The 12,612-nt window shown below is 25.3% G+C and carries 11 protein-coding genes and 1 pseudogene; 7 read left to right on the top strand and 5 right to left on the bottom strand.

Annotated elements, in window-relative coordinates; genetic code table 11:
- The 4 genes and pseudogenes from PWP28_RS06835 to PWP28_RS06820 all read right to left on the bottom strand — a co-directional run.
- Positions 1-403 (bottom strand): annotated as a pseudogene (locus PWP28_RS06835) (hypothetical protein); the annotation flags it as partial.
- A 10-nt stretch (positions 404-413) separates the two neighbouring features.
- A complete protein-coding gene (locus PWP28_RS06830; protein ID WP_109603767.1) occupies positions 414-1,451 on the bottom strand; it encodes an ABC transporter permease in 1,038 nt (345 codons plus the stop codon).
- Positions 1,452-1,524: 73 nt separating this feature from the next.
- Positions 1,525-3,390 carry an ABC transporter substrate-binding protein gene (locus tag PWP28_RS06825; protein WP_264149880.1) on the bottom strand — a complete coding sequence of 622 codons (1,866 nt, stop codon included), beginning with the start codon at positions 3,388-3,390 and terminating at the stop codon, positions 1,525-1,527.
- 327 nt (positions 3,391-3,717) lie between these two features.
- Positions 3,718-4,416, bottom strand: coding sequence for a hypothetical protein (locus PWP28_RS06820; RefSeq protein WP_109603765.1), 699 nt, complete (start codon positions 4,414-4,416; stop codon positions 3,718-3,720).
- Between the two features lie 81 nt (positions 4,417-4,497).
- Here PWP28_RS06820 and PWP28_RS06815 point away from each other — a divergent pair, with 81 nt between their 5' ends.
- Genes PWP28_RS06815 through PWP28_RS06805 form a run of 3 tightly spaced genes read left to right on the top strand, consistent with a single transcriptional unit; the run spans position 4,498 to position 7,096 of the window.
- Complete coding sequence (locus tag PWP28_RS06815; protein WP_109603764.1) at positions 4,498-5,400, top strand: RluA family pseudouridine synthase; 903 nt, start codon at positions 4,498-4,500, stop codon at positions 5,398-5,400.
- A 26-nt stretch (positions 5,401-5,426) separates the two neighbouring features.
- Positions 5,427-6,683 carry a DUF5693 family protein gene (locus PWP28_RS06810; protein WP_308644453.1) on the top strand — a complete coding sequence of 419 codons (1,257 nt, stop codon included), beginning with the start codon at positions 5,427-5,429 and terminating at the stop codon, positions 6,681-6,683.
- A 14-nt stretch (positions 6,684-6,697) separates the two neighbouring features.
- On the top strand, positions 6,698-7,096 hold the full coding sequence (locus tag PWP28_RS06805) for an ATP-binding protein (protein ID WP_109603762.1): 399 nt from the start codon (positions 6,698-6,700) through the stop codon (positions 7,094-7,096).
- A gap of 25 nt (positions 7,097-7,121) precedes the next feature.
- Here PWP28_RS06805 and PWP28_RS06800 read toward each other — a convergent pair whose 3' ends face one another.
- On the bottom strand, positions 7,122-8,327 hold the full coding sequence (locus tag PWP28_RS06800) for a pyridoxal phosphate-dependent aminotransferase (protein ID WP_308644452.1): 1,206 nt from the start codon (positions 8,325-8,327) through the stop codon (positions 7,122-7,124).
- 494 nt (positions 8,328-8,821) lie between these two features.
- Between PWP28_RS06800 and PWP28_RS06795 the strand changes: the two genes are divergently transcribed.
- The 4 genes from PWP28_RS06795 (at position 8,822) to yqeH (ending at position 12,612) form a co-directional block, all read left to right on the top strand.
- Positions 8,822-10,105: a PhoH family protein gene (locus PWP28_RS06795; RefSeq protein WP_264149877.1), complete on the top strand. Its 1,284-nt coding sequence runs from the start codon at positions 8,822-8,824 to the stop codon at positions 10,103-10,105.
- An 89-nt stretch (positions 10,106-10,194) separates the two neighbouring features.
- Positions 10,195-10,461 (top strand): DUF4911 domain-containing protein, encoded by a 267-nt coding sequence (locus tag PWP28_RS06790; RefSeq protein WP_109603759.1) that lies wholly within the window; start codon positions 10,195-10,197, stop codon positions 10,459-10,461.
- A complete protein-coding gene (locus PWP28_RS06785) occupies positions 10,436-11,509 on the top strand; it encodes a YqeG family HAD IIIA-type phosphatase (protein WP_305081150.1) in 1,074 nt (357 codons plus the stop codon). Before PWP28_RS06790 ends, PWP28_RS06785 begins: the two co-directional genes overlap by 26 nt.
- Positions 11,506-12,612: a ribosome biogenesis GTPase YqeH gene (yqeH, locus tag PWP28_RS06780; RefSeq protein WP_109603757.1), complete on the top strand. Its 1,107-nt coding sequence runs from the start codon at positions 11,506-11,508 to the stop codon at positions 12,610-12,612. The genes PWP28_RS06785 and yqeH overlap by 4 nt, the downstream gene beginning before the upstream one ends.

The following is a 12,612-nucleotide window of genomic DNA, read 5'->3' as shown; positions in this document are numbered from 1 at the left end:
TATTTTCTTCTATTAAAGTTGAATAAGAAATATCTATTATATACAAATCTGTTAAATCATTTATTGTACCTTTCAATTCTTCAAAAGAAAGATCACCTTTTTTATATGAATCCATATCATTTTTTAATGATTTTATAGTATCGAAATCCATCATATAAAATCCAAAATAAAGATCTTGAAATCCCTTAAAATTTCCTATTATAGTTTCTCTATTATTTAAATCCCCTTCATCTATTAATTGTTTTATATTGCTTAGATCTGAATCCTGAGGGATATCAGGTGGCTGTATTATTGGAGCTAATATAGCAATAACAATAAAAAATGATACTAATATAAATCCAACTATTGCACCTGTATTGCTAAATAGTTTTTTTAATGTTCTCTTAACTTCTTCTTTATTCACCATCTTCACCTCACTCGAGTCTAATTCTTGGATCTATAACGGCATATAATATATCTATTATAAGATTTCCAACTACAAGAATTAAAGAATAAAATAATAGACTTCCCATTATAGATGAATAATCTAATTGGGTAGCCGCATCGGCAACAAACTTTCCAAGACCTGTTCTGTTAAAAATGGTTTCAACAAACACTGTACCTATAAATAATCCTATTACCATCGACCCAGCTACTGTTGTAACTGGAATTAATGCATTTCTTTTAGCATGTTTGTTTATAACAACCTTCTCAGATAACCCTTTTGCCCTTGCAGTTCTTATATAATCTTTTTTTAGAACTTCAAGCATAGCAGATCTAGTTATTCTAAGTAAAAATGCCCACCAAAGATATGCAAGAGTTATAACAGGAGCAATTATATGTCTTAAAGCATCAACAAATATATCAAATCTTCCATTTATTAATGCATCTATAGATATTAAATTTGTTACATTTTTAAATGAGTCTGATTTTATAACTTCATCAGCCCATTGACTTAGATTTCCTGGTGGAAACCAACCCAATACCCCATAAAATACCATCAATATTATGAGTCCAAATACAAAATCTGGTAATGACCATCCAACTAATGCAAATATTCTTATAAAATTATCTGTAAAAGAATTATGTTTTACAGCAGCTTTAACTCCAAGCCATATTCCTACAAAAATTATAGGTATAATTGCATATAAAGCTAATTCAATTGTATAAGGAATTCTTGATAATATAGCACTTCTAGTTGGTTGTTTACCAACAATAGACCATCCAAGATCTCCTTTTAAAGTATTTCCAAGCCATTTTACATATCTTATTGCTAAAGGATCATTTAGACCATATTTTTCTTTTATATTATCAATTTGTTCATCATTTAATCTATCAAGTTGGGATTGAGGTATATATGCTGCAACTAATTTATCCTCTCCCAATAATTGCATCATAGAAAAAACAATCAAAGTTACCCCCAACATTATTATAGGAAGCATCAAAATTCTTCTTATGATATAGGATGTCAAAAAATTCACCTCCAAAAATAGATTGAGGGGAGAAACGCCAATGCGCCCTCCCCTCTTTTTATTTAATTTTTAATTATTCAGCTTTGTACATTGGGTAGAAGTATTCATTATTTCCTTGCATTGGATTTCTTGACCATCCCTTAAGCCATGTTCTCATAGCTTTTCTGGAATATACTTGATAAGTTGGAATATTTATAGCATTGTCTACAACAAAGTCTGTTATTTTTTCATACATAGCCTGTCTCTTTTCTGTATTTGCTTCTTTTAAAGCCATATCTATATAGTCATTAAGAGATATTCCTCCAAATGCTGCCTGTGGTGTTTTTGCAAATTTGGCATAATCTTCGCCCATAAATGCTCCATAATATCCAGCATCAGAATTATAATATGTTGCAATAAAATTATGTGGATCTGGATAATCTGCTTGCCATGAGAAGAAGTTTATTGGCGCTGTTTTTGATCTTCTTTGTGCAACATAATCAGCCCATTGTACAGCTCTAACTTCTACTTGGAATTTTGGATTTATTTTAGCTAGGTTATCTCTTAAAATTTCCATTGCTGTTTTTCTTGTATCATTACCTGAATTATATGTAAGAGTCATTTTAAATCCTCTGTTCCATAACTGACCTCTATAAGCTCTCTTAAAATAAGATGTTGCTTTATCAAGGTTAAATTCAGGTTTATCAGAATTTTCTGAATATCCTAATAACCCTTTAGGTAATGCAGATGGTATTTGTAAACCCTGTCCTTCAAGAGTCATTTTTATAAAGTTCAAATAATCAAATGATGCTTGAAATCCCTTTCTTACATTAGGTTCAGCAAAGAAATTTATAGGTATTCCTTGTCCATCGAGTTTTCCTGATCCTATATATTTAGAATCTGGATTTATGGTCCATAAAACACCTATTACATCACTCGAAATTGTAGTTAAACCTTCTACTGTAGTTATACCCTCTTTTTCTCTTCCTCTTAATTGAGACATATACTGTTGATCTGGAGTTAATATATCAACATCTCCTGCTTCAAGTGCTGCTTTTGAAGTTGACCATTCTTCCATAACTTGAATGATAACTTTTTCAACCTTTGCAGGTTCTCTCCAATAATTATTAAATCTTTCTAAAACAACTTTTCTTTGTGTTCTATCCCATTCAACGAGTTTGAATGGTCCTGTTCCCATATAATTTGCATAGAAAGTAGCATCTTCTGTTCTTAAATTATGCCATTTCCACCATCCATCAGCTTTACCATCCCATGCACCTTGTTCTTTAGCCCATTTTGCATTGGTTATAGTACTCCAATTTGAATTCTGAGCTAAAACATTTAAAAAAGGACCATAAGGCATAGCTAATTTAAATGTAATCATATCTCCATTAACTTCTACTACTGGATCTATGACTTCTTCATAAAATTTTATGAGCTTATCTTTGTACATAGCTTTTGGTTCATTATTTTCATCAAAAATATCTGCCCAATCAGCTGCACCAACATATGAAGGAACTAAATCTTCTAAGTATTGAACTCCTGTTAATGGTTCAAGTAACATCCACATTGGTCCTCCAAATTGAGAAGCTAAAAGATTTCTTTCAAAAGAATATTCAACATCTTCTGGAGTTAAAGTTTCACCATTGTGGAACTTTACTCCTTTTCTAATTTTGAAAGAATAAGTTAATCCGTCTTCACTCATTAATCCATTTTCAACTGAAGGAACAACAGTTGACAACATAGGAATAAATTTAGTTAAATGTTCACCATCATAAGCTATTAGATTTTCACTTATATTATTTATAACTTCTCCACTTGCATTATCATATGCATATGCTGGATCTAATGTTTCAGGTTCTCCAATAACACTCTTTACTATAACATTAGGATTTTTAACAGCTGCAAAAGATAACACAAGAGCTGTTAGCATTAAAAAAACCAAAAATGTTTTTCTCATTCTTTTCCCCCCTTGAATTGGCTATAAGTTAATATTATATTCTTCTTTATTAATTTTATGCATTTAATTATTAAATATATTTAAACTTTGCTCATATTTATTTTACCATACTATTTCTTAAAATGCAAATATGTTAAAAATAATAGAACATTATTTCTTTTCGATGTACAAAAATATGAAAATATGAACATTGCAAAAAAATTCAATGATATAAACGTTAATGAAAAATAATTCATTTTTAATTATGTTTTTTAATAATAAATTAAATAGTATGTTGATACACTTATGAATAAAAGAATAAAAAAAATGATTATATTTTTAATATAATCATTTTTGTGTATTATTTTTTAAAATATTAAATATAATATCTCTATATTTTTCATTTATTTTGATATATTTTTCATCTTTAAATATTATCTTTTCTTTGCTTAACGGCGAATTTCTTATGCAGGCACTAACCAACGCTGAAACAGATTTAGGACCTTTTAATTTCAATTCTTTTATAATTTCTTTGCTTTCCATACTCCCTTTTTTTGATAAAAGTTTCATAAATTCTATAGTCAAAGGTTTTAATCTTTTTAAATATGCCCTTATTTCATGTTCTTTCCATATTTCTCTTGAATTATCTTTCATAAGATCTTTAATTACTTTTATTCTCTTTTTTATATTTTCATTCAAAATATAAAATAATATTTTAGAATTTATATTAGAATTTTCTATAAAATCTATCATTTCATCGAAATCTTCATAACCTATATTTAGTTTTGTTTTTTCTTCTGCATACTTTAAAATTCCATCTTTATAAGAAAGACTGAACAAAAAAAAGTATCTTTGAAGCATTTTTTCAAAAATATATTCTTTTATTTCTATTTCTTTTAAAGTTATTACATAATTATTAAGTTCTCTGAATTCATCTTTAGTTTTTATGCCTTTTATAACTAACTCATTAAGTTTATCTTTATTTTCTTGAGTTAATATATCTTGTCCTATAAAACTCAAAAGAGTTTCAAGCGTTTTTTTTATCATAAAATTTTCCTCCTGTATAATTTGTTCTGGTATAATTGTACAAGAATATATACAATTATAACATCATATGGAGGAATTCGAATGAAAAAACAAATTATTGTCGATGAAAATAATTACTATAAGAGATTAGATAAGCTGTTAAGGTTTAATTTTCCAAAAATAAAATTAGGTTCAATTTTCAAATCTATAAGAAAAGGTCATGTTTATGTAAATGGTAAGAAAATTAAAAAAAATGATTTTAACATTTCCATAGGAGATTCTGTTGAAATAGAAATTATTGATGATAAAAATATGATCAGACCTTTAAAACCTTCAATGAAAGCAAGACCTTTAGATTTTGAAATAATATATGAAAATGACGATTTTTTAGTTATAAATAAACCTTCTAAAGTTTCAATGCATCCTGGACAAGGAGAACAAATGGTTACAATAATAGAAGGAGTCAAATATCATGCAAACGATTCTTATGATCCTCATTTAGTTCATAGATTAGATAAATTAACTTCTGGAGTCTTAATAATAGCTAAAAATAAAAATACTTCAAGATTATTATCTGAAATAATTCAATCAAGGAAAGCTAAAAAATATTATTTAACTCTTTTAAAAGGCACTTTAAAAAATAAATCAGGAGAATTAAAAAGTTTAGTTGATTCCAAAGAAGCTCATTCAGAATACTCTGTTTTAAAAGAATATGAAACAAATTTAGGATTTTTTTCTCTTGTAAAAGTTTTAATACATACGGGTCGAAAGCATCAAATAAGAGTTCAATTTTCTGAAATAGGTAATCCAGTACTTGGAGATGATCATTATGGAGATAGAGCTTTAAATAGAGAAGTTAAAAACAATTATGGATTAAGAAGATTTTTTCTACATGCCTATAATTTAAAATTCAATTTTAAAAATAAAGATTATGATTTAACAGCAGAACTTGATAAAGATTTAAAAAAGGTTTTATCCAGAATCGAAGAAAATTCTATAAAATAATTTTGTAGATTTATAAAGGTGATTTTATGAATAAAAAATTTAAACGCTATGTTTTTATATTTACATCTTTTATTGTTTCATGGTTTGTAATTTATTCTACTTATTTTGATATGAAAAATATATCAAAATATACTTTTCTGCCCAATCTAAACGAACTTGAACAAATTACAATAGAAGATTATAATTTTTATGAATTCAAAAATACTGCTATTCTTAAAAATGCGTCTAAAAATCCTATAAAAACACTAGAAAAAATTTCAAATTCATTTCAAAAAATTCTTATAATAGAATTTTCTGATTTTGATAAACAATTTACAAATATAAAAGATGATGTAAAAAAAACAAATTTAGATAAAATTAATTATTCTCATTTTATAAAATATGATGAAATAGAAAAATATGATGATGGAATAATTATTCAAAGATTTATAAGAGCTTTAAAAGAAAGAAAAATTAATTATTTTATTTTTCCAAATCATCCTCGAACAGAAACTATAAAAAAAGAATTAATAAGCAAATTAGGCGAGCCATCGAATATCACCTCTATTAAAACTTATACACCTAATAAATATTTTAAATTTTTATCTTTTGGAACTATCATAATCATAATGAGCCTTTATTTACCATTATCAACACCTATATATATAATATTGTACATTTTTTTTCATAATTGGTCTTTTGCATTTGCTGGAATTATATTTTCTATAATCATATATTACAAAATATCTAATAAAAACTTAATAAAAATCCTACCTTATTCTGTTGTTTGGGGAATATTGATCTATATGAGTGGCTATGATCCTTACTTTATTTTTAAATTGAATAATATAAGAGGCATTAAATTATTATTGTTAACACTACCTTTTCTAATTTTTATAAAAAATATAAAAAATATTTCATTTGATAAATTAAAAAAAAGTGATATAATTTTATTGTTATTAATATTTTTTTCTGGAATAATATATTTATTAAGAAGTTCTAATTTTGGTTTTGTGATGAATACTGAAAGAAAGATAAGAGATTTTTTAGAAAAAACGTTGATTGCAAGGCCAAGAACTAAAGAGTTCATATCTTATTTTTTCTTTTTTGCTCCTTCAATAAAAGGAAGAGAAATAGTCTGGGAACTATCAAGATCTTTATTGATTGTTTCTGTCATAGACACTTTTTTGCATATTCATACTCCAGTATATCTAGGAATAATAAGAACTTTTAATGGTTTTTTTATTTCTGTATTAATCTTAACCATATTCAATGCATTAAACCAGGCTAAAAAGAAAATTTAGCGGGGGATAATATTATGGATTTATCATTAGATTTTAAATCAAAGCAAGATATCAATATTAATTTGAAAAAATTAAAAAAAAACATATCAAATATTTCTCATAATGTTTATTTTATATTAGATTTAACTCTTAATGAACTCGGAAGTAATACCTTCAAACATGGTTTTGATGGTAAAGCACGATTAGTATGTGAGGGAAATAGATATTTGCTTGAGTTTGAAAATGTTGGAGAAAAAATTCCAGATAATTTTTTAAAATTTGAAGATGGCGATTTTCAAATAAACAATTGTTTAAAAAATGGTAATGGTTTAGGGTTATTTATAATAAAAAATTTAGTGGATAATTTTGAATATGAACATAAAGATGGTAAAAATTATATAAGAGTATTAATAAAAGAAGAATCATATAAATAAAAAATTGGAGTTAAACTCCAATTTTTTATTTTGCATATATTTTATTATATTCATTTACTCCTTCTTTTAATATATAACATGCTTTTTTTAACTTTTCTTTTTCAAGAACATATGCTATTCTTATTTCTTTTTTTCCTGCTCCTTCAGTATTATAAAATCCATCTAAAGGAGCAACCATAACAGTTTCTCCATCTATATCAAAATCTTTTAACATCCATTTTATAAATTTTTCAGAATCGTCTATAGGTAATTCAACTGATACATAAAAAGAACCATGAGGTTTCTTAAAAACTGCACCTTCTATTTTTGAGAGTTCTTCATAAACTATATCTCTTCTTTGCGTATATTCATTTATCATATCTTCCATATATTTATCATTTACATTTTTTAATAATCCTATTGTACCATACTGAGCAATTAAAGGTGAACATAACCTAGATTGTGCAAATTTCATAGCTTGTGAATAAAGTTTTTTATTTTTAGTTGCAAAAACACCTATTCTTGCACCACAAGCAGAATATCTTTTTGATATGCTATCTACAATTATATATTTGTCATAATCATCAAAATTCATTATAGAAATATGTTTTTTTCCATCAAATGTAAATTCTTTATAAACTTCATCAGATATTATATATAAATCATGTTCCTTTGCAATTTCATTAATAATAGAAATCTCTTCTTCAGTATAAACAGCTCCAGTTGGATTTGATGGATTTGAAAATATTATAGCTTTAGTATTTTTAGTTATTACATTTTCAAACATTTCTTTATTAGGAACAGCATATCCCGTTTCTGGAGTTGCCCTTACTGGCACAAGTTTAAGATTTAACATTTCTGAAAAACCTCTATAATTTGCATAAAAAGGTTCTATTACTATTATTTCATCTCCAGGGTCTGCAACACTTCCAAGTGCAAAAATTATTGCTTCACTTCCACCCGTAGTTATTATTATTTCTTCTTTTTCTAAAGGTATATTCCATTTCTTGTAATAATCAGAAAAAGCTTCTCTTAGCTCCATTAAACCTGCTGAATGAGAATATGAAACAATATCATTTTTTTCAGTTTTATCTTTTATTGCATCAAAAAAAGCCTCAGGTGTTTTTAAATCAGGTTGACCTATATTGAGATGATAAACTTTTTTTCCTTTTTGTTTTGCTTCATCTGAATACGGTATTAATTTTCTAATTGGAGATTCCTGCATATTTAATACTCTCTTTGAAAAATTCATAAAACCACTCCTCAAACTGTGAAATTTTTTTCATATAAATATTACAACAAAAAAACTTTAATTTCAATTGTGTGAATTAAACTAATATTATCAAAAATTGAAGATAATTTTTGATTAAGTTGAAAAATTATCTTCTTTTACATAATTAATAATAAATAATATTGTTAATATTTGCACATTCATAATTACTAATTACTATTTGTATTAATATTGACAAAAATACTTTTAATCTTCATTTAATTATATATATGATATAATTTTATAAACCCTTATCATAAATTAAACAACAAATAAAATCAAATATCACTTTATTAATAAATAATTTTTAAAAACTTAAATTCAAATTATTGTTTGAAACATTAAAACAACATTATCCAAATTAATTATATTTTTTTATAATTTATATTTTTTTATATTATAATAATTTTACAATTATTAAATATTGTATTTCTAATCAAATACTATAAAATCACATTATGGATGGAGGGAATAATATGAAAAAGAACTATGTATTAGATACTAATGTTTTAATTCATGATCCAGAATCTATTTACAAGTTTGAAGATAATAATGTTATAATTCCTTTTCCTGTACTCGAAGAAATCGATGGATTAAAAAATCGAAATGATAAAGTAGCAAAATCTGCAAGAGAGGTTAATAGAATCTTAGATAATATTAGAAAAAAAGGCAATTTACAAAAAGGTATTAAACTAAAAAATGGTGGAATTTTAAAGATTCTGGCTCTCACTTCTAAAGAGTTAAAAGCAAATATACCTGATTTTTTAGGAAATTCAAAAGATGATTTTATAATATATTATGCTTTAAATTTAAAAAATTCTATTAAAGATATTGAAACTATTTTTGTGAGTAAAGATTTAAATTTAAGAATTAAATCAGAATCCATTGGAATAAAAAGCGAAGATTATTTAAATGATAAAATTGATATGAAATTTATGTATGATGGATATATTTCTAAGAAAGATTTGGATTTAAATTCTGATACATTTAATTTATCTCAAGCATCTTTGAACAAAGATGAAATATATCCCAATATTTATTTAGAAACTCAAAATAATAATTACAAATTAAATGCTGAAAAAAGTAATTTCGAAAAAATAAATATAACTTTTAATACCGAAATTTTAAACATTAAACCAAGAAATATAGAACAGTTATTTGCTTTAGATGCTTTATTAGATGATTCTATTCCTTTTGTAACATTAATAGGCATGGCTGGTACTGGAAAAACACTTCTGGCACTTGCTGCAGGAATCTTTATGACTTTAGAATTAAAAAAATATAGCAAATTATTGATCTCAAAACCTGTAATACCCATGGGGAAAGATATAGGTTATTTACCTGGAAGCATAGAAGAAAAAATGAAACCTTGGTTACAACCAATTTATGATAATATGGATTATCTTTTTTCTGGAAAAGGAAAATCTCCAGAAGAATATTTAACAAAAAAACAGCTAATAGAAATAGAAGTTTTGTCATATATAAGAGGTCGTTCTATACCAAATCAATATATCATAATAGACGAAGCTCAAAATTTAACTCCAGCAGAAGTAAAAACCATTTTAACGAGAGTCGGCGAAAATACAAAAATAGTTCTTACAGGAGACCCTTATCAAATAGATAATCCTTATCTTGATGAATCTTCTAATGGATTAGTTTATGCAGCTTCTAAATTTAAATATATCGATATTTCAAGTAATATAATAATGAAAAAAGGAGAAAGATCTAAATTAGCTTCTTATTCTGCAAAAATTTTATAATTATTAACTTGATATTGTAAATCTTTATTTTAAGTATTTTAAAGTTTTTCATTTATAATTAAATAAAGTAATGTAATTGGGAGGAAATAATGCATAAAAATATTAATGAAGATGATAATTTTCAAGAATATGATATATTTATAGATGTGGATAAAAATGATATCCATTTAATAACTTATCTTCTTGAAGCGGAACCACATATGATGAATATAAGGAATAGGCAAGAAAATGGATATTTAAAAATAATAGTTCCTTCATATTTTTTGAACGATTCTTTAACCCTTATAGACTCTCTTAAAACTCAAGCCTTTCACATGGAGGTTGTTAAAGTTGAGCCACACAACGGGGTTGTTTAAATATATACCAATACCTCGAGAGCATAAACCAGATATATATTCAATAGATTATAAAAAAATGAAAAAATGGGGTATAACTACTATTTTATTCGATTATGATTTTACAGTAACTGTATGGAAAGAAAAAAAAATCACGAATAAGACGCTCGAACTTTTCGAGCGTCTTTTAGATGATGGTTTTAAAGTAGCAATTGTTACAAATGCAAAAAGAGAACGGGCTATACATATTGAAGAAAGAACAAAAGGTAAAGTTAGAGTTTTTTCAAATATGAAAAAACCCGGCATAAAAAAACTCAAAGATGTTCTAAATATTTTAAATTCACAAAACTCCAAAACAATGATGATCGGAGATCTATTTATAACTGATGTCTTCGCTGGTAATAAACTTGGTTTATATACTATTCTTATAAATCCATATACTTACCAGATAGACAGTAAATTTAAAAAATTCATGGCAAATTTTTCAAAATTTGTATATTTCATATTCTTTTATACGATAGGGTGGTTTTTTAGATTGATGGATTTAGCTGTACCTAATGAATTTAAAGATAATATTTTTGGAATCGATTATGATCATTTAAAAAAGACAAATCATAAACTTATAATTTTTGATTTTGATAACACTTTAGTTGCTTGGCATTCAAAAAACTTAAATTCAAAATCAAAAGATTTATTTGCTAAACTAAAAGGAATGGGGTTTGAAATCCTTATAGCTACAAATGGAAGGGATAGTAGATTTGATTCTGTTAAATCTGAAATATCTGAATTTGATATAAAAATTCAAACCCTTTCTTTAAAGCCTTTTAATTTTAAACTCAAAAAAAAGGTTAAATTACTTGGATATAAACCAAGAGAATGTGTTTTGATTGGAGACCAACTTTTTACTGATATTACAGCAGGTAATTCATCAGGATTTTATACCATAAAAGTAAATCCAATAAGTAAAAAAGAAGGTAAATGGACAAAATTTATAAGAAATTTTGAAAAATTGAGTATAAAAATGATGCGAAAAAAACCAACTCTTTTTAAAGGAGAGGATGAAATATGAAATGTGAAGGTTGTGGCATAAAAATTCAATCTATAGATGAAAATAAAAGTGGTTATTTGCCACAAAATGTACTAGACGAAAAAATAATAAATAATGAAAAAATACTATGTCAAAGATGTTTCAAATTAAAAAATTATAATCAATTAATGCCTTTAGATATAAATTCTGATTTCTATCCACAACTCGACAAAGTTTTAAAAGACTTCAAAACTGTTATATGGGTAATTGATATAATAGATTTTGATGGTACTTTTAGAAAAGATTTAGCTGAAAAGTTAAAAAATAAAAATGTTATTTTAATTGTAAATAAAATAGATTTACTTCCAAAAAGTTCTGCACTTTCAGAAATTAAAGAATGGTTATTTAAAAAAGTTAGAAAATATCTAAATATTAAAAAAGATAATATCAGAATGGTTTCTTCTAAAAAAGGTTTTGGTTTACAACGTGTTAGAAAATTAATAACTATGACAGAAAAAGAAAAAGTTTTAATTATGGGTGTCACTAATGTTGGAAAATCTTCTTTATTGAATAAACTTATAAATAAAGATATAACTGTAAGTTCTTATCCTGGAACAACATTAAATGTAATTAAAACTAAATTAGATCAAAGTAACATTGAAATATATGATACTCCTGGAATTGAACCAAATGATAGATTTTGTGATATTTTAGATATACATTCACAAGTTAAAATGATTCCAAATAAAGAAATAACTATACAAACATTAAAAGCAGATCCTGATAAATATGTTTTTTTAAGTGGATTGGCTTATTTTAAAATACTTGAACATGGAGATTATGATTTAAGACCTATATTTTCTATATTTATGTCTCAAAATATAGGTATTCATATAACAAAAGAAGAAAAAGTTGAAGATATTTTAAAAAATAGGAAAGTCGCCTTCCCACCATATAATGAAGAATTTGATTATAAAAAACTCAAATTTAATGAATATGAATTAAATATAAAAGAAGGTTATGATCTTTCATTACCCGGATTGGGATGGGTTTCTGTAAAAAGAGGGCCATTAAATATTAAACTATTTATACCAGAAAAAATGAGCTATATTATAAGAAAATCTATGATAAAACCAAAAATATAA

Source organism: Oceanotoga sp., assembly GCF_030445905.1.
In the GTDB taxonomy this organism is placed as follows: domain Bacteria; phylum Thermotogota; class Thermotogae; order Petrotogales; family Petrotogaceae; genus Oceanotoga; species Oceanotoga teriensis.
The sequence above is the reverse complement of the archived record's forward strand: the minus strand, read 5'-3'. Positions and strand labels throughout refer to the sequence as shown.